The organism is Richelia intracellularis HH01, from assembly GCF_000350105.1.
Taxonomy (GTDB): Bacteria; Cyanobacteriota; Cyanobacteriia; order Cyanobacteriales; family Nostocaceae; genus Richelia; species Richelia intracellularis.
The window spans coordinates 26,422-45,793 of sequence record NZ_CAIY01000088.1; the positions used below are offsets into that span (position 1 = coordinate 26,422).

12 protein-coding genes are annotated in these 19,372 nt (G+C 33.8%); 4 read left to right on the forward strand and 8 right to left on the reverse strand.

Translation table 11 applies throughout. The annotated features are described in order from the left end of the window. Nucleotides 1-15: 15 nt before the first annotated feature. Nucleotides 16-1,095: a tRNA 2-thiouridine(34) synthase MnmA gene (gene mnmA / locus RINTHH_RS09775; protein ID WP_008235985.1), complete on the forward strand. Its 1,080-nt coding sequence runs from the start codon at nucleotides 16-18 to the stop codon at nucleotides 1,093-1,095. A gap of 1,779 nt (nucleotides 1,096-2,874) precedes the next feature. On the opposite strand, the gene RINTHH_RS09780 is transcribed toward mnmA, so the two are convergent. The 3 genes from RINTHH_RS09780 to ndhM all read right to left on the reverse strand — a co-directional run bounded on the left by RINTHH_RS09780 (nucleotide 2,875) and on the right by ndhM (nucleotide 8,011). Further along, nucleotides 2,875-3,159 carry a hypothetical protein gene (locus RINTHH_RS09780; protein WP_008235987.1) on the reverse strand — a complete coding sequence of 95 codons (285 nt, stop codon included), beginning with the start codon at nucleotides 3,157-3,159 and terminating at the stop codon, nucleotides 2,875-2,877. Nucleotides 3,160-3,916: 757 nt separating this feature from the next. Then, a complete protein-coding gene (locus RINTHH_RS09785) occupies nucleotides 3,917-6,115 on the reverse strand; it encodes a PP2C family protein-serine/threonine phosphatase (RefSeq protein ID WP_008235989.1) in 2,199 nt (732 codons plus the stop codon). A gap of 1,536 nt (nucleotides 6,116-7,651) precedes the next feature. Next, a complete protein-coding gene (gene ndhM / locus RINTHH_RS09790; protein WP_196794911.1) occupies nucleotides 7,652-8,011 on the reverse strand; it encodes an NAD(P)H-quinone oxidoreductase subunit M in 360 nt (119 codons plus the stop codon). A 765-nt stretch (nucleotides 8,012-8,776) separates the two neighbouring features. Here ndhM and RINTHH_RS09795 point away from each other — a divergent pair. Then, nucleotides 8,777-9,058, forward strand: coding sequence for an Npun_R1517 family heterocyst differentiation transcriptional regulator (locus RINTHH_RS09795; RefSeq protein WP_008229696.1), 282 nt, complete (start codon nucleotides 8,777-8,779; stop codon nucleotides 9,056-9,058). Nucleotides 9,059-10,725: 1,667 nt separating this feature from the next. Here the strand turns inward: RINTHH_RS09795 and RINTHH_RS09800 are convergent. Beyond that, a complete protein-coding gene (locus tag RINTHH_RS09800) occupies nucleotides 10,726-11,421 on the reverse strand; it encodes a response regulator transcription factor (RefSeq protein WP_008236006.1) in 696 nt (231 codons plus the stop codon). Between the two features lie 441 nt (nucleotides 11,422-11,862). Between RINTHH_RS09800 and mnmG the strand changes: the two genes are divergently transcribed. Together mnmG and RINTHH_RS09810 are read left to right on the forward strand one after the other, a co-directional pair. After that, the gene (mnmG, locus tag RINTHH_RS09805; RefSeq protein WP_008236007.1) at nucleotides 11,863-13,773 is read left to right on the forward strand and encodes a tRNA uridine-5-carboxymethylaminomethyl(34) synthesis enzyme MnmG; all 1,911 of its coding nucleotides are present in this window, start codon (nucleotides 11,863-11,865) and stop codon (nucleotides 13,771-13,773) included. Between the two features lie 271 nt (nucleotides 13,774-14,044). Beyond that, nucleotides 14,045-14,518, forward strand: a complete 474-nt coding sequence (locus RINTHH_RS09810; protein WP_231291190.1) for a hypothetical protein — start codon at nucleotides 14,045-14,047, stop codon at nucleotides 14,516-14,518. A gap of 926 nt (nucleotides 14,519-15,444) precedes the next feature. On the opposite strand, the gene RINTHH_RS09815 is transcribed toward RINTHH_RS09810, so the two are convergent. The 4 genes from RINTHH_RS09815 to RINTHH_RS09830 all read right to left on the reverse strand — a co-directional run bounded on the left by RINTHH_RS09815 (nucleotide 15,445) and on the right by RINTHH_RS09830 (nucleotide 19,125). After that, nucleotides 15,445-15,732, reverse strand: a complete 288-nt coding sequence (locus RINTHH_RS09815) for a hypothetical protein (protein WP_008236010.1) — start codon at nucleotides 15,730-15,732, stop codon at nucleotides 15,445-15,447. Between the two features lie 62 nt (nucleotides 15,733-15,794). Then, the gene (locus RINTHH_RS09820; RefSeq protein WP_231291191.1) at nucleotides 15,795-16,538 is read right to left on the reverse strand and encodes an acyl-CoA dehydrogenase family protein; all 744 of its coding nucleotides are present in this window, start codon (nucleotides 16,536-16,538) and stop codon (nucleotides 15,795-15,797) included. A 23-nt stretch (nucleotides 16,539-16,561) separates the two neighbouring features. Beyond that, nucleotides 16,562-16,891, reverse strand: a complete 330-nt coding sequence (locus RINTHH_RS09825) for a hypothetical protein (protein ID WP_044305014.1) — start codon at nucleotides 16,889-16,891, stop codon at nucleotides 16,562-16,564. Between the two features lie 299 nt (nucleotides 16,892-17,190). Next, nucleotides 17,191-19,125 (reverse strand): bifunctional serine/threonine-protein kinase/formylglycine-generating enzyme family protein, encoded by a 1,935-nt coding sequence (locus RINTHH_RS09830; RefSeq protein WP_008236015.1) that lies wholly within the window; start codon nucleotides 19,123-19,125, stop codon nucleotides 17,191-17,193. Between the last annotated feature and the right edge of the window lie 247 nt (nucleotides 19,126-19,372).

A 19,372-nucleotide genomic window follows, 5' to 3' on the forward strand; every position in this document is an offset into this window, starting at 1 on the left:
AAAATATACAAGATAATGACAAAGGTCGTAGTTGGACTTTCTGGTGGTGTTGATAGTTCCACCGCTGCTGCAATTTTGCACCATCAGGGTTATGAGGTAATAGGCCTTACACTTTGGCTAATGAAAGGTAAGGGACAGTGCTGTTCTGAGGGAATGGTTGATGCTGCTTATATTTGCGAACAATTGGGTATTTCCCATCATATAGTTGACATCCGAGAGTTATTCCAGACTCATATTATCGATTATTTAGTCACTGGTTACAGCAAGGGTATTACTCCTTTACCTTGCTCAGAGTGTAATAAAACGGTTAAGTTTGATGCCATGATTAAGTACGCCCGAGAAAAACTAGGAGGTAAGAAAATTGCGACTGGTCACTATGCAAGAATCCACCATAATTCTGAAACTGGCCGTTACGAATTATTAAGAGCTTTTGACCGTAATAAGGACCAGTCATATTTTTTGTATGATCTTTCACAAGATTTATTAGAAGTATCAATATTTCCACTGGGAGAAATACTAAAAAGTGATACCCGCCGTTTAGCTCATGAATACGGTTTGAAAACAGCAGATAAGCCGGAAAGCCAAGATTTATGTCTAGTGGAAAGTAATGGTTCGATGAGAGTATTCCTCAATAAATATCTTGCACCTGCGCCAGGGAATATTGTAGATACAGAAGGAAAAGTCTTAGGAAAACATGATGGGGTTCAATATTATACTGTTGGACAACGCAAAGGGCTGGGAATAGCTGCTCCCAAACCTCTATATGTCATAGCCTTAGACACGGTAAATAATCGTGTTATTGTAGGTGACCGCACCAAAGCAACTCAGACAGAATGTGTGGTGTCTAGAGTAAACTGGGTATCAATAGCAGAACCATTAAGATCCATTCGTGCTGAGGTACATATTCGTTATCGTTCTGCACTGATTCCAGTTACTATTATTCCATTACATGGGCTTCGTGCGCGCGTAGTATTTGACACACCTCAATTTAGTATTGTCCCTGGACAAGCAATTGTTTGGTATGAAGACAATAAAGTTTTGGGAGGAGGGATTATTGAAAAGTTTAGTCAGCCATTTGGCTTGGAAAAAGTCTAACTTTTAGTATAAAAAAATATTGCCTATTTTTCTTGATAAGGGAATCTAATCATATTCCGGATACAATTTCCGGATACAATTGCATATGGAGAAACAACATCTTGTATTATTTTGCTTTCTAAGAAATTTTTTTATTCGGTAATATTTGCAAAGGTTTAGGGAATAGTAATTAAAATAAATACACTACTGATTATGAAATAATTTTTTATCCAATAAAACTATAGACATTTTCCTATAGTTTTAGGAATTGCATTTAGAAGGTCTTTTAAGACTCAGACATTTTTAAAGGAGCTATCTAAACATGTACTATTAATAAATAGTACACAGCATTGTTATAAGTTGGTTCAATAAACTCCATAAAGGTAAGTCAAAAACACGCATATATAATACAAATGTATGGAAAATTTAATTCCTGGATATAGACTTGATATATACATATATCAAGTCACTGTGCAGTCATGTTTATGAACTAAATATTTGGTGTTTTGTCTTAAGGTGACGATACCATAGTAGGTTTTACCTTGAGACTCTCTCCCATAGCAGACTTACATAATCATTAACATTTAAAATATCAAAGTTTTAATAGTAGTTATTCAAGATATACTTCAATAATTAGATACCTGAAATTAGCTGTGATAGATTTCATATTTAGAAACGAATAAAGATAGCATATAAATGCTGGTATGTTAACTATGCATTTCCGCAAATTCTGATATAGTTAAAGTAACTCTATCATCCGTTTAAATTTCGACATCATAAAATATACATATTTATATATCTGTAGAGTCTTTAAACTTTGTTCCATCAGTTATTTTTATGATGCCCTTCATCTATCCAACTGATAAATATGAGTCTTCTTATTTAGTATTAGTTAGACTGAATACTTATAATTCCTGAAATTTAAGTTTGATTTTAGCTAGGTTGCCATTGTAGAGACTATAGGCATCAAAGCTAAACATTATAACTTAGACTACAAACAGATTATCAACGAGTTCAAAGACAAGTATTAATCGTACTCAATCAAACAAAACTAGTATTTTTATAACCATATAATGATTATTTAGCACATTTTATAAATTACGGTGTTTTCTATTCAAAAATATTGAGTAAGTTGGATTAAATATACTATTTTTAGGGTATGAATATCATTTATAACTGTCCCATCTATTCTATTTTTTGTGAATAATATTCTGGTATTACTTCCTCTTTAAGTGATTTCTACAAAAGTTATTATCATTCCCCACAAGATAAATATTCATAGGCAATAATTTGTGGAATAAATGCTTGTAGTCTATTTTCTATATTTTGTTTCGGAATTACTACAAGATATTATAATTCTACTGTTTCTGCATCGCTATATAAATCGAAAACCAGTATGTCTTTGGTCTTCTAATATTTCGATTACCCTTTCTAAAGAACTTACTAATTAACTTTATTTTAAATCAGATTAAGTTATTATTGATTATTTTGCATCCAGGGAATTTACACATTTACCATCCATAAGATATCACATCTATAACACCTAACTTAAGCCAATAAAGGAAAATCAAATACTTTTGATTTTCCTTTATTGGCTTATATTTCTCTCTATGATCATGTTTATTCTGATCCCTTTTGGAATATTGTAGTATCTGCTGCTCTGATGATGTTTATAAGTATTTTAGGATAAAATACTTATTTCTTAATATTGTTTTACTTGTTAGTAATCCCATCATTTTTTCCGCCCAATAATTCTTTTTATTATTTGCTTTGTCTAAAACTGTGGCAAGTTCTTACTTTCTAAGTAGTAGCTGTTTCCTTGTTGTATATATAGTGATTATTGGAGCGTATCATTTTTGTCATCACCCCATTGCCTGTCTCCTTAAGTTTTGTCTTCTCTGAAATATGCCATACATCTTCCAAACTCTCCCAAGATGGGATGAATGGAGGTATTGCTAAAGAACAAGCTGCCCATTTTCCCTTAACAGGTGTTCCTAGTTGTTGACACACCCCCCCACGTCTTCCTTCCGGCTTGTAGTGGCGACAATACTTACAAGCTGATGTTAGGGGTCTTATTATCTTCATATTTTGTAGTCCAATATAAGAACTATACTTATATTTATCACTGTGTTTTTAAATATAAATACTGAATAATTTCACAAATCACTTTTTTGTATGGGCTGCAGCGATCCCAATCAAATTATTAACTTTATATTTTTTTAGTTTTGTGTTATTTATGTCAATAGTTTGATCGTGATAATCATAAATGCATAATTTAAACTGATGCGATTTAATTCTGATTTAAATTTATTGGGTATCAAAGATTATAAATATATAAAATAAATTCCTTAATATTTAGTGTTAATAGCTAGAAGTTGAGAACTTAGAGTACCTAGGCTCTTTTTAAGTGAGATTGGTTGATCCAGAAACCCTCCAAATAATCAATGTTAGATTTATTTCGAAACAAAATAGAATGAAAAGTTATTGATAATCTTTGAATAATGTTAAGCATTAAAGTGATACTAGCCCAGGGTATACTAGTATCGATAATCATAAGTTTCAGTGGAAACATCTGTCATGCTTACTGCTACTAGATGATTAATTTTTCATTTGATATACATAATAAAAGTAAGTTTTTTAGATAACTGAAATCACATAATTTTAACTTTAATAATGATGTCTTTATGTACAATTTTGGCACGATATTTGCATGATAATACATCCCTACATTATCTAATAATAATGAATAAAATCGCCCTATTAAGCGTCCATAATCATAACTATTAAATTTATGATTCTTGAGATGATTTACATAGTTAAAAGTTTAATAACTATTAAACTTTTAACTAGCTGGTACCACAATTATAGGCAAAGGATTACATGGACTTATTTCTCCAGCTTGCAAAACTTTAACCTTTGCTTCTTTTAGTTGATTTATATTTACCCAGAATAGTGTGTCATTATCCGATGAGCTTTGTATAGAACTGGGACATACCCTAAAACGAATGTTAATACCCCCAGAATTCAATACACCTGGTTTTTTATCTATAACCTGAAGCAAAGTGTTAGTGGAAACTGACTTCCGTTCTGTAAGTGCTGTGCGTTGAGTTGTTCGAACCACCCATCCCAACTGCAAATTTTCCACAGTACGAGGTTTTTTAAACAGTACAGGTTTAGAAGTACCTATACTAATTTGAGGATATGGATTCATTATTTTCCAAATTGAAAGTCCTAGCATAAAAGCCATAATTACTAAAGGGAAAATAACTAAAAGTTGCAAAAGCATTTTAAATCTTCTTCTACTAAAATTACCAATAGTTTCTGCCTGATGTTTTTGTTTACTACCTCTTTCTGAAATTATGGTTGATAAATACGATTGTTGTTCTGTTCTAAGTACAGTAGATTTATCAATTGGTGTAGTATTTACGAATTCAGTATTTATGTGATTAACTGGTTCAGAGTGTTTAACTTGACAGTGAATTACAGCTACGGTGACATTATCATGACCATTGTAACTATTAGCTATTCTTACTAGCGTGTCAGCAACATCATTAATTTCCAGCTTATTCATTAATAATGGTAATATTTCTGTCTCCCAGTTTTCTTCTACCCTATCAAAGTCACTTAAGCCATCAGAACACAATAGAAACACGCTATCTTCATCTAAAATAAGGCTTTGAGCTGTCGGGTTGAGAAAAATGCTAGGGCTCATTCCTAATGCTTGTATTAAAGAACCTGCATCATTTTTGTGTGTTGCTTCCCGATATAGTGTATGACCTAAGCAGACTTCTCTAGAAGCAACATCATCATCTAGTGTGACTTGATAACAACCTTGGAGAGTAATCAAATAAGCACGACTATCTCCCACATGGGTAATGTACATTTCATTACCTACATGTAAACCCATTACTAATGTAGTACCCATGCGCCGTCGACCTTGGCGATTTTCTCTATCATTTTGCTGGCTGATTTGATCATTAGCATTATTAACAGCTTTTTCCAAGTCCATATTTGCTATATATGAGCCTGTATTTTTTATAGAAGAAGATTGTATATACTCTGATACTGCTCGCTGTATTGTTTGAATTGCAATTTCAGAAGCAATATTCCCCCTTTCATGACCACCAATACCATCACAAATAATCGCTGCAGCAATATTTTGGGGATGATTGGTAAGAGTAGTACCACTGGGAGGATAACAAGCATCCTCATTCCTTTGGCGGTGAGGGCCAGTATCAGTCTTAGTCGTAATCGTGATATTATTGATTTGTGACTGCCCAATAATAGATATTCCTTGATATAAAATTTTAATTAATTCTTCGGGGGAAGAAATTTTTCGTTGAATTAAATCTTCTATAATTTGATTAATTAAATTTATGATTGTTGGTTTACTGGCAGGTACAAGTCGCTTCCAAAATTTTCCCAAGTCAACTAATCTAGGAGAATTGAACTGGTTATCAATGTGTAAGTCTAAGAGTCTGACTAGAGACCCCTCCACCCTTATTAATTCGGATGTTAGCAAACTTGAAACCACGCCCTCATCAGCTAAAGGTCGCCATAGTTTGGCAATTTGCAATAGCCAATTAAGTTGTCTCATCGCGGATACATTACTCCAGGCAGTAATTAAATCACTGTGAAGCTTGACTTGCTTTAAATTATTATCTCCCGTATATAGAGGCGGTTTTTCTATAAGTAATAATTCTGTTGATGATTGCTTTGGGGATAATTGTAATACCCCATATACTTGGGGGGTATGTAAACGGTAAGGAAATAATCTTAAGTAGGGACGAATTGCTTGTAAAGTTTCTAATTCTGGAGATTGGGGTAATAAAGCAGGCTTTGTATCCAAAAGTATAGATGGTTCTATAACAAAATAACGCTCGGCTAATAATTCTCCAGAATTACCCTTATTTTTGACGTCTCCTGCTAACCACAACAGACGCTTGGGTAGGTAGGCAGAACATTGCTGACAAAACTTGTGAGTCAACAAATTAGATGCTTGACATTTTGGACAGTAGAGCATTATCCCTTCATTTTCCATAGTTTCCCCACTGCTCAGCAATTTGCATATTTTTCAAAGGCAATTTTCGTGAAGGTATGCAAGACTGTTATCCTTTAGTTGATATATCCAATCTTGGATTATGATTCTAACCTTTTGACAAAACCAGATGCTAATACTCAGAATCAAATAATTTTTTATGATATTTACCATCAACAGCTAGATAACAAATCTCGTCATTTATTTATAAATGAATTTATTTTAATATTAGTGGCAGGGTTCATATCCTTCAACATAAATTTTCTGTACATTACCGGATGGGATGTCTTTTCACAAGGTTTTAAAAGCCTATGAATCATTTGCCATATCTATCAGTTAAAAAATTTATAAAAATAATTCAATTAATTCTAAATATTTTGTGTTTGTAAAGATTAGACTTCAGCTACAAGTGGTAAAAATAAAGTTCTCATATAAACAAGCATATAAAAGTTTACCTTCTAATATATTTTTTCTCTCATGTTGAGTGAGGTAAACCATGGCTATCTGTCTGCTTCCTAATTTTTTCAACTACCAAAATTCAGAAGGATATATTTATCCTGTATATGATAATGTTTACTTACCAATTAATATGGAACTTAATATATGAAAAATATTTGAATGGTTCTTAATTTTGATGTCTATAAACTGCTCACAATACAAAAAAAATGGAATATTTTTCTGTTATCAGCAGAATTATGATCATTGATAATTAGCAATGCTTATATACTAACATTAGTATATTTCCAAAGTTAACAGGCTGAATTTTTATTTCCGAAACTTTTTCCGAATAGAAATATGTTATTTAATTATAGGAACTTTTACTTTATAAATTTTCCGTAATTTTTCTGCATTTTGAAAGAGTAGTTTCTGAGTGTGTCTCTAAAAATTATTAACTTTTATAATTATAAACCTACAGTAATTAATGGCTAAGATGAAACTATAGGCATTAATTACTCTTATAGTAATTATTCAATAACTATCTCCAAAACTAGATATAGCTTACCACTACTTTTGTTGAATAACATGATTTTAAATCTATAAAAACCTTATAAATAATAAATAATTATTACTAGGTTGCTTAAATTTCTTGGATATAAAATCAGGAGCAAAGATACTAGCAATTAATACCACTCTGACCACTAATTCAATACCTAATACTAATACATTAATACAATTAAACAAAAATGAGAAAATCTTATCTAAATGCGGATATAATTAGGTTAATTGTTCAGATAGTTGACTAATCATTAAATTACACTATATCTAGTATTTTAAATAAATAATCTCGATAAAAAATTAATTTTTAGGATCAAGAAAAAACTAATAAATATTAAGTTGTACTTTTACCCTTAATACTGCTTAAAAGAAATCAGTAGCTAGAAAATCCCAAAAGTGCTCATTTGTTTTTTCGTGCCGACAAACCATTATTTTCCCTTGAATTAGGGAGCATGTAGTTAGGCTGCAGAAAACCCCGTATTTTTCTACAGAGATAATGAAAACTATGGATACTAGCTTCTGAAGGATTCTCAGAGTAAACTTTTATAAAGCTTTTCCAGAAGAAACTTGAGGTAATCCCATACTGTAGTTGTTGACACTAGATGATAGGTTATAACTTATTTCGCCTTTTTGTAAAAGTGATCGCACATAATGTTCCAAATCTGATCCGATACGTCGGAGATTGTAATCAGTCAATTCCACATTACTTGATGCTTCTACTAGTTCGTCAAATTTGCGGTATACCTTTTGTAGGGTATCCTCATTCCAGTTAAATTCATTATCTGGATCAATATCCAGTGTCAGAACCTGATTGCTAGGAACTAATTCTCCACCTTGGTTTATTTCTGCTGCAAAGACACGAATATGGCGGGTTGTGGATTTCAGCAACATAGATTTGTCCATATACAAATGCAATCCATAAAAGAGTAGTTCGACTTCACTGCAATCATTGTAGACCCTATTGTTAGACTTAAATGCTTCTTCCCCAATGGCTTTGTAGGTTCAATACAACGTTTATATTTTTATGAGTATTAAATTTAAGCACATTAATTGAACTCATTCATGTCAAGAAACCATCACAATTTATCAAAATAGAAGATAATTATCCCTTTTAGTCTCAAAATCATCTTAGGCTTGTTTTAGTAGATATCTTAATGTCTTGCATTAAAAACTATCTATGGATTCAAATTGTAAATTTTGATGCCTGAATGAAGTTCTACTTCCTATTTAAGTAAAATTCAGAAAAAAATTACATGTATATCCTATACTCAATTAACATTTAAAAATGAATTACCAAAGACAATAGCAATTTTCTAAGTAGTGTTTCTTGCGTATAGAATATGATACTACTGTAAAAAATAAAACTATTGTTGACGTGAACATAAAGTTACTGTAAAAACACTTTAACAAGCAAAAGGAACTTCTTACAGAAACTTTATTGTAAGGAATCGGAAACACTGAATAATAGATATATCTTGTTTTAAGATTGATTGGTTCAGTAGTGTCAAAACCCAAGTAATGAATATTTAGCTGGAGGAAAAAAATAGGAGCCCGAAATGGAATACCATTTTTGTTTATTAATTGATAACCTGGATTAATTCATAAGATATTTTGATTGGCAAGATAGCCCCTCATTCATATGACCACTTAGTAAAGGAATTAAAGAACATGAACTCTAAAGCATTATCACCTCAGGCTAATCCTATTGAAGTAGGGGTCTATGAATGTGACATTCATCTCAAATTTCGATTTATTGAAGAAAGAAGCCTATTAAGCGACCGTGACCAACTTTTGCAAGTTTTGTTAGAAATGATTACGGATGATTCTGATGAGTTTTTAGATATGTTAGACCAGGTAATTAAGGTCAGAGAAGCATCAGAGCTTTCAGCTTCACCATCAATGAGAAGGCAGCTCATGCGTTTACGCAATTCTGCAGACAATAATCAATAGCGAGTTACATTTATATATTCACAGGTATATATTTATATTTATATATTCATAAGTATATATTCATAGGCACCCTGATCCGCTATGTAATAGTAGGTGTTTCCAATTCACCCGTATTCTTCTCAAGTAAGCCTGGTTTTTTATCATAACTTCCACAAATACAACATGATTTAAGTCAAACCCAGTTAGGGGTTTATAGGAAGTGCCTACGGTTTTTTATTCCCTTTCTACTATGTAGATAAAGGCAGGAGTACAAAGGTAGATGAAATTTATTATAAAAGCTTATAACTAAGACCTTTTATAAATTTATCGCCTGACCGTAGTAAAAAAACCGAGTATTTACTAATTAAGTCATTTCTAACTTCTTGGAATGATTGAGATCATTAAATATATTTAAGTTCATTAATTGAATTTCATAGCTTCCAGGATTTTAGAGAGTTTATAACTGGTTTTTAAGTACATTACTATTTAAAAATAGTTTCATGATAATTGTCTAAGTATAAATTCGTAAAATTTGAAGAAGGGGTTTGCACAACGGAGTCAACATTGTTTTTCTATGGAAACTGTTTCATTCGTTAAAAATCAACACAGGCTTTCATCATTTGTGATCTATCAATTTAAATTTAATGTTTGACCACATTATTTTGTGGTTATATCTCCAGATGGTTAAGAAAATACCAGCACTAACTTTACAAGGAACAAAGTCAGAGTAATGGGTTAATGGGTTGAAATTTTACAACCCTATTTGTTTATGAAGATGATTTGACCACCTAATCAAAATAATGACTCTGGGATTCATTATTAGTGAACACTCAAAAAAATATTGCCGTTTTTAATTTAATTATGATGTTATGAGGATATTATATTGCATGATTTTACTCTGAAAAAAGCATTTTTACAAACTCAATACTATTAAATTAACTCTCAATTTTCATTTTGTAATATTGTTTTAATTCATATCTATCAGACTTTTTATAGGTAATATAAATTAGGAATATTCTATGACTATTTTTGAGACCCAGAAAATTCCAAATCTATTTCAAGGGGAAGTATTATCAGGTAGACTTGCTGCTATATATTTCATTCTCACCAAATCTTTGTTTATAGGCTTTCAGTGGATTTGCCCTAAGTTGAGTGTCAGCTGCTAATTATTTTTTAGGTTTGGTCCACTTGTTACGATAAGAGTCTGATGTTCGTTTGTCCGTAACTTAAGAGTATTAAAATGCTAAAATACTTTATGAAATCTTCCCACACGGTTTAATTTTAATTTTTGTCATTGCATAAATTGAGGTCCATATGTATTAACTAAAAGGCTTATCACATTTGAAGTTATTATGAAAGATAGAATTGTTCTCCTCTAGACAGACTACAAGTGCAATTGTACTTTTTGCATTCCACCATTTTTACTGGCCATTCTAGTTAGTGTGAGGATGATATTTTTTCATCATTCAGCATTCGAACATTTATAACCTTAAATACTTAAAATACGATTGATTAGAACCAGCCAATTGATTCTCTTATATAATTCGCTTGTACTAGTTATTTCCCTTCTGTTATTTTCAGTTTTTCATTCCAAACCCCTGATTACTTTAAGTTTATATATCCTTTTCGAAAATAAAGAAATTAGGATATAGCAATTGCTCAAGTTACTAAAACTACGTGAAATGTAGTTAATTTGCCAGACCATGCTCTAAAGCAAAGCGTACCAACTCTGTACGGCTATTAGTGCCAGTTTTACTGAACAAACGACTAACGTATTTTTCTACATTTCTTACGCTGGTATCTAAGCGACGAGCAATTTCTTTGTTCATTAAGCCTTCTGCTACCGAATTTAAAACACTTTGCTCTCTAGGAGTTAAGTCAATTTTAAAAGGAGCAGGAGACTGGGAAATAGAAGTGCGTTGGGTTAATAATGCTTTTATTTGTGCAATTTGGTTAGCAAGTTCGGTAATATCTGAGTTTTCCCCATTCTCTCGAAATACAGCACCTTTTTTCACTCGTCTATTCAACAAGTTTTCCACAATTGCTATTAATTCCTCAGGATCGAAGGGTTTGGGGATATAAGCATCCACACCTGCCTGATAACCTTGAATACGATCATTAGTCATACCTTTAGCAGTTAAAAATATTACTGGCAAAGATTGAAATCGCTTATCCTCACGCATCTGTTTGAGAAACTGATAGCCATCAACCTGAGGCATCATAACATCTGAGATTACTAATTCAGGTGTCATCTGTTGCAACATCTCCCAACCTTCACTTGCATTGCTAGCAACTTGAACATTGAATCCACTTTCTTGTAAATATTCTTTTACGGCCTCACGTAATCCTGGCTCATCGTCCACCAGTAACAATTGTACTGACATTTAACCTCTCCTTGATGCAAACTTTTATTTTCTAATTTACCTAAATTTGGTTATTTATATGGTAGCTACTTCATGTAGAGTTGAGTACATTACTTGATGAAAAGTACAAAAACACATTGATTAATAAGTATGAAGATAATTTTGCAGAGATAATTTTCTTTAAAAAATCTAGTGGAGTTATAATCGGGATTTAATAAGTAGCAAGTCAGATAATAAATGCAAGGCAAGCTCAGTCAAAGCTAGCTATAAAAACTTCTACAATCCTCAAAATACAGTGATAAATATACACAATTGCATTTTGCCTATAATAGACCTGATATTTATTAGATTCCAAAAATAGTACGATGAAACTTATCCTTTATAATAAAAAATAAAAACGACTGATATGTCAGTTAATATCATTAATATTTTCCCAACTTAAGACTACCTATAATTTAGACTATGAATAATCTTGTGGAATTCCAAGATGCTTTTGATGTGATTATTGTTGGTGCAGGCCACTCAGGCTGCGAAGCAGCCTTGGCAACGTCACGTCTTGGCTGTAAGACTTTGCTACTCACACTTAATCTAGATAAAATTGCTTGGCAACCTTGCAATCCTGCAGTAGGAGGACCAGCCAAATCTCAAATAACTCATGAAATAGATGCGTTGGGCGGGGAAATTGGCAAGATCGCTGATTGCACATACCTCCAAAAAAGGATACTCAACTCTTCACGTGGTCCTGCCGTGTGGGCTTTAAGAGCACAGACAGATAAGCGGGAATATACAGCAGTAATGAAGTCTATAGTAGAGAACCAAGAAAATCTTAGTGTCCGCGAAGGAATAGTAACAGATTTGGTACTAGGTCCCAATGATGATGTAATTGGTGTCCAAACCTATTTTGGGGCAGCTTTCCGGTGTCAAGCTGTAATTCTTGCAACGGGAACCTTCTTGGGAGGAAAAGTTTGGATTGGGAATAAATCCATGGTCGCTGGTAGGGCAGGAGAATTTGCAGCTATAGGATTAACTGACACTTTGAATCGTTTGGGTTTTGAAACTGGAAGGCTTAAAACAGGAACCCCAGCACGGGTAGATAAAAGGTCTATAGATTATAATAAAATGACACCCCAGCCTGGGGATAAGGACTTACGGTGGTTTAGCTTTGATCCAAAAGCATGGCTAGAAAAAGAACAAATGCTTTGTTATATGACCAGAACTACCCCAGAGACCCACCGTTTGATTCGGGACAACTTGCATCTTTCACCAGTATATGGGGGTTGGGTAGAAGCAAAGGGTCCCCGTTATTGTCCCAGCATAGAGGATAAAATCGTTAGATTTGCAGATAAAGAAAGCCATCAAGTATTTATTGAACCAGAAGGTCGGAATGTCCCTGAATTATATATTCAAGGGCTTTCAACAGGTCTACCGGAAAATTTACAACTACAACTTTTGCGTAGTCTTCCTGGAATGGAAAAGTGTATAATGCTACGTCCCGCCTATGCTGTGGAGTATGATTATTTGCCAGCAACCCAATGTTATCCCACAATGATGACTAAGAAAATATCTGGGTTATTTTGTGCTGGACAGATCAATGGAACTACAGGTTACGAAGAGGCAGCAGCCCAAGGAATAGTTGCTGGTATTAATGCTGCACGGCTAGTTAGAGGAGAAGAAATAATTGTTTTTCCCCGGGAAAAAAGTTATATAGGCACGTTATTGGATGATTTATGTACTAAAGATTTACGTGAACCATACCGTATGCTGACCAGCCGTTCTGAATATCGTTTACTATTAAGATCAGATAATGCGGACCAAAGGATGACACCATTGGGTAGGGAAATAGGTTTAATTTGTGATCGCCGATGGCAATTATTTAAGAAAAAACAAGCAAATATTGTAGATGAGAAACAGCGTTTAAAAGTGACTCGAGTTAAAGAACATGAGGATATAGGTAAAGCAATTGCCAAAGCCACTGGGCAATCTATCAAAGGTTCTATTACCCTTGCAGACTTGTTACTTCGTCCAGGATTTCACTACGTTAATCTGGAAGAGTATGGATTGGGTAAAGCTAATCTTGCCCATACGGAAAAAGAGGGGGTAGAGATAGAAGTCAAATATTCCGGTTATCTTGCCAGACAACAAAATCAAATCGACCAAATTACCCGTCAGGCTCACCGCGTTCTGCCTAATGATTTGGATTATGAGCAAATTGATACTTTATCCAAGGAAGCACGGGAAAAACTTAATCGTGTAAAACCTATTACAATTGGTCAGGCATCACGTATTGGTGGAGTAAACCCTGCTGATATTAATTCTTTAATCATATATCTAGAATTAGGTAAAAACAAAAAACAACAAGTTTTTCAAAATTAACTTAATATCAAACTTCATTAACTATAATTATAGTGTTGGGAAAATCATTATGATGAATAACACAAATCATAAAATAGCTATTAATTAATAATATCTATAAGACTAATAAGGTTAATGCTTTTTATAATTAGTTTATAAATACAGGAAAAAGCTAGTTAATCGCAACTCCACTTATGGAAAATCAACTTAGTATCAACAAGAATTAAAGTGATTCCCAGGTGCTAGGGTTTTGAACTATTAACTGCCCCTAGTACTAAAAGAATAAAAAGCCATGTCACAATCAAACAGAACGTATCTAACCATTCCCAAAACATCAGAAGAACTAATTTGCAGTGAGCCTTGGGCTATCGAAACTTATGCGGATTATCTGATGGACGAACTTTTCGCTGATATTGACAAAATTCTTGATGGTAATAAACTCCCGAACCAAACGGTTTTAGCAAATCAAATACCCCAATCAACACCCCAGGTAACATCAGTTCTCTCTAGCAACCACAGTTATACAGATTTAAGGAGCCGTCAAACTGATGTTAACCAGTCATTTCAGCCAGCAAGTGCTAATTTGAAAAGACGAATCAAAAAAAGTACTTTCCAATACAAAGGAGGCATCCTAGTCAGAATATTGTCCTTAATTATTATAGTTGGATTAGGAATTACTAGTATAGTCTGGCTATGGGATTCTGGAAGGCTTAACCACCTAGAAAGTCTATTTTTGCAAAAAGTTATGGAAAAAACGTCTAAGTAATCCAAACCTAATCAAATTACCAAAGATAAAGTGTCATTTGATATATCCAATTACCTACTGGATACTTTGAATGTAGTTAAAAGTTCAAGATATAATAAACACCTGCTCTTGATCTTGATAAACTAAGGGTAATTAGGTTTATTATCCCAGACAGCTAGTAAGGACACAATCCCCAATTATAAGCAAATAGTAATATTCTTTTAGAGAATATTACTCTAATATATCAAATCTTTTTATTAAGACATAAAATACCTGGAAATGCTTCCATACCCAGAAAAATATAATGCAAAATAATAATTTAGCTTAAGCTTTGCCTTCACTATCTCTGCCTTAAGATGATTTCAGCTAAAATGCTATAGAATGGGTAGAATTTCCCTATTAATCTTAAAATAAACACAAAAATATTCACTTAGGATATTACGAATAGCAAGCAGTGAATCTAAACCTAGCAAATCTACATGTGAATTAATTAGCATTTCCTACCATTGTAAGCATTGTTCATGTCTTGAAAAAACTAATATAAACATATGAACAATCAGCTGCTATATTTAAAATCAAAGGATTTACGCAACACCTCTAAATTTGATTATTTAGGTAATTTGATGTTTTTAATATCATCAAGGCTCATCCTATGGTTAGTTTACCATCACTATGGTGTCAAACCTCTAACTATTCATGATTGATTGCTTTATTGACTATAATGTTATAATAATTTGTTTTTATCTACTGCCTAGTTAGCTTAAGGACTAAAGTGGGTGCCTTATATTGATAAGGGGGAAACTACACTAATATACCCCATAGGATTAAGTCTTAACTCCAATCGTAACTAGATAGAAATCATAAAATAGCAAACAATAGACGGAAACTTGATTTGCAAGTAAACAGCATGACTGTTAGAATCCTGACTTTTGCATTAAAATGCTGAACTAATTGACCATTGGTAATGTGAGACTTACAGTTCGATTTTTACTATCCCAAACTATCCAAGCAAACTTTGGATCTAGATCAGTTGGATCATCTGTAACTTTAAAACACAGCTTATTACTTTCCCTTCCTTGCTCAATTGCAAAATCCGCATTTTGATCATATATAACCTTGAAACCCCTATCTCGAAGACAATATATTACCCAGGCTTTTAAAGGTTGCCTGGCTGGTTCATAAAAAATAGGTGGCTTTTCAAACACTTCTACTATAACCTTATATATTTGCATCATAGAATTTTAAATTACAGAATTTTAGATGTTAGATTACAAATAAATATTTCCTTATTTTATCCTTATTCCTTTACCTCTTTCATTACTAACCTTGTCAAAGTAGCAGCCATAATTGCAGTAGTTTGACCTGTAACTGTAAAGACTAAAGCTTCTCTGTAAATACGCTGTGCATTATGATGGCTATAATTGGCTGCACCACCAGAGACAACAACTGCCGCATGAGAAATGCGATTTGCCAGTTCAATTGCCCAACTTCTAAGATGCATTTTTTCTGAGAATTCTGTTTGTGAGTTTTTTTGTGCTTTCCTGATAGCAGCACGACAATTTGCCAGCTCTTGGTGCAAAAATACAAAAGAATCAGTAATAAAAGGCAATGATTTTTGTTGTGATGATGCGGCTATTATATTTAATCCTGCAATTGCACATCCTGTTGCCAAAAAACTAGCAGAAAGAATATTGCTCTTATCATTATCATTCATCCAACCTGCAGTTTTCGTAAAAATCACCTGTTCTACAGGTAAACAATAGCCGGATATATTACTACTCACTGTATTTGTAGATGTCATCGCTGCAAGCTTTGCTGGTTGGGAAAATTTTATCATTCCACCTGTAGATTGTTTAGTTTCCCTAAAAGGAATAATGCCAAACACTGAACCTCTATTAGGTAAAATGGCAGCTACGATAAATTCGGAAAATATACCATATCCAGTTATCCAGGGAACAAATCCATCGAGCTTATATCCTCCAGATATAGGCAAGGCAGTGATTATTGGTTTACCAGTTCTCCGCAACTGTGAAAACCCCACACCCAAAAAACACTTATTATTCCTTATTTGGGGTAAATATTTTTTTTGAGTTGGGTGTTTGCACTTGAAACAACCATTCTTACAGCACTCTGATGTTGAGTCTGCAAAAAAGCTAAAGCACCAGAATAACTGGCTACTAGTTCTTGGAAATCAGCAAATATTTCCCCACTAACCTCTATTTCCTTAAAAAAGTGGGGCAAATAGAAATTTAGCAGCTTCAAGTCTCCTAGACCCTTCAATGCTTTCGATAGTTCTACGGAACTAACATCTATTTCGTTTGCTAAAGTTCTTACTTTCTGTGACAAGTATAATTTTGCCTTCTCTAAAATCGGAGAATCTATATGGGAAAACACTGGCCAATCTCAATTCCTCACCAAGTATAGATAACCCCCCCATAACCAAAGAATTACTTTTAGTTATGGGGGGTTTCAATGTTGCAACAAAAAGTGAATTGCTAATAACAACTTAACAGCTTTAATATTGGTTTAAGGTTAACCTAAGGTTAAGCTTTACCTGATTGTAATTACTCATAAACATATATTTCTTGACTTCATGCAAAATAGTATATATAAGAATTCGGTTAATTTTAGGATTTAGTGTAGATCTTAATACTCTTTATCTACAGTTCAAGGGGTGTTACTTGCAGTTATATTTAGCAACAATTAATCCAATCCCAGAAGTTCATTGATACTCTAAATCCAGAAATTCGCAACCCACCATCTGACTCATTCCAACTTCTGCTAGAACTACGGCACATATCTGGTGTAAAGTTCCAAGAACCACCACGTAACACCCGACGATGATTATCTCCACCAGTTTCCCAAACACTACCATCATCAGGTGCGCCTTGATAGTCCTTATGCCAAGGATCAGCACACCATTCCCATACCAAGCCATGCATATCATACAATCCAAAAGCATTGGCAAACTGGAAGCTACCGACAGTAGTAGTTTCGTTGCGGTAGTAACGAAGCTTTTCATAATTAGTGTTGCAGTTAGCCAATTTATTCGTAATGGTTTCCCCAAAGTTAAATGGTGTATTAGTACCAGCACGACAGGCATATTCCCATTCTGCTTCGCTTGGCAGACGATAATTTTTCCCAGTTTTTTGTTTTAATCTGGCACAAAACTCACAAGCTTCGTACCAAGATATATTTTCTACTGGCCGATTAGCACCCCTAAATTTCGATGGGTTGGGGTGTAAGTTTTGTTTAACTGGAGGCAGAGCTGCCACAGCTCGCCATTGTGCTTGGGTGATAGGAAATTTACTGAGGAAAAATGTTTCTACTGCAACTTGATGCTGGGGACGTTCGTCGGCATCTCCTTCTGTAATAAGCGATCCCATAGTAAATACACCACCAGGAATCAGTACCATGTTCACAATTATATTATTACCCAACTCTTCAGTAAAAAACTTTGCACTGCGATGACTCTGTCCAATTTCATTGCCATTAATATCGACTGTTACTACATTATATGTAAAGATTTGCAACCCGGATCTATTAGATGGGGTTTCTCCTGACCCAGCCACTCTTATTATTTCTGATTCTGGGATTATTTCTGATTCTGGGATTATTTCTGATTCTGGGATTATTTCTGATTCTGGGATTATTTCTGATTCTGGGATTATTTCCGGTTTTTTGTGAGGTAAGCTGTTATTATTACCTTTTAATTCATATAAATCTTTTAAAACGTCCTCTGCTGATTGATATCTTCCACTGGGCAAATGTTCTAATAATTTATCAAGAATTCTGCCTAATCCTTCACTAATAGTTATACCCTTTTCCAGCAAGATTTCTCTCCAAAACCATTGGGCAGTCATAGGGTCATACAGGCGGTCATGAATTTGTCCATAACTATCTTGTTTTGGTAAGCTTTGGGTGATCATGCGAATGCAAGTGACACCCAAAGCATATAAATCGCTGGCTTGGCAGGCAAAACCTGCCATCTGTTCACTAGGAGCATAACCAATAGTGTAAACTGCTGTTGCCTGCCTTGCTAAACTGGTTTGTGTTACTTGTTTAGCTCCTCCAAAGTCAATTAATACGAGTTTCTGATCACTCTGGCGACGAATAATATTTTCTGGTTTAATATCCCTATGGATAACATTGTGGGCATGGACAAATTTCAAGACAGAGCATAAATCAGTAATTATTTCAATAATTTCTGCTTCCCCGAAGGATCTAGTTAGGAGTTCCTGTAATAAGGTCTTTCCCTGAACAAACTCTTGTACTAAGCATAGACTTAATCCTTGTTGGAAGTAAGCCAATAATTTGGGAATTTGCAGGTGTTTTTCACCCAATTCATATAGATGAAAAGCTTCCTCTTTAAATAGCTCTGCAGCTTTTATTCTTGCGACTGTCCCTTCCACTTGGGGAAAAAACTGTTTAACCACACAAGAAGCATTTAATCTATCTACGTCTTCTGCAACATAGGTTTTGCTAAACCCACCTTCTCCAATTAGAGAAAAAATGCGGTAACGATTCCTAAGGAGGATGCTAAATTGGCTATACCCGCAGCTATTACAGAAGTTATTGCCTTCCGGATTGAAGGGATTCGAGCAATGGGGGTTTTCGCAGATTCGCATAACTAACGGGATAGTGCATTATTTCCACTGTTAGCCCCAATATTTTTAGATACACAAATATATATTCAATTTACTTAAAAATGGATTATACTTATCTCGGCTTTGATATAAGAAGCAACAAGACAAACATAACCATGTCAGTTAATTTTCATTATTTAATTATTTGCGGCTTTAAATCTTCATCTAAGAAAATACTACTGAAATTATTGAGCGCCGTCAAGGGCAATAGTGTGGAGTTAAAAGGAGT

Bases quoted from the DNA above. Each gene is read 5' to 3' on its own strand.
- mnmA (WP_008235985.1), top strand. From the start codon at position 16: ATGACAAAGGTCGTAGTTGGACTTTCTGGTGGTGTTGATAGTTCCACC.
- RINTHH_RS09780 (WP_008235987.1), bottom strand. From the start codon at position 3,159: ATGAAGATAATAAGACCCCTAACATCAGCTTGTAAGTATTGTCGCCAC.
- RINTHH_RS09785 (WP_008235989.1), bottom strand. From the start codon at position 6,115: ATGGAAAATGAAGGGATAATGCTCTACTGTCCAAAATGTCAAGCATCT.
- ndhM (WP_196794911.1), bottom strand. From the start codon at position 8,011: ATGGACAAATCTATGTTGCTGAAATCCACAACCCGCCATATTCGTGTC.
- RINTHH_RS09795 (WP_008229696.1), top strand. From the start codon at position 8,777: ATGAACTCTAAAGCATTATCACCTCAGGCTAATCCTATTGAAGTAGGG.
- RINTHH_RS09800 (WP_008236006.1), bottom strand. From the start codon at position 11,421: ATGTCAGTACAATTGTTACTGGTGGACGATGAGCCAGGATTACGTGAG.
- mnmG (WP_008236007.1), top strand. From the start codon at position 11,863: ATGAATAATCTTGTGGAATTCCAAGATGCTTTTGATGTGATTATTGTT.
- RINTHH_RS09810 (WP_231291190.1), top strand. From the start codon at position 14,045: ATGTCACAATCAAACAGAACGTATCTAACCATTCCCAAAACATCAGAA.
- RINTHH_RS09815 (WP_008236010.1), bottom strand. From the start codon at position 15,732: ATGATGCAAATATATAAGGTTATAGTAGAAGTGTTTGAAAAGCCACCT.
- RINTHH_RS09830 (WP_008236015.1), bottom strand. From the start codon at position 19,125: ATGCGAATCTGCGAAAACCCCCATTGCTCGAATCCCTTCAATCCGGAA.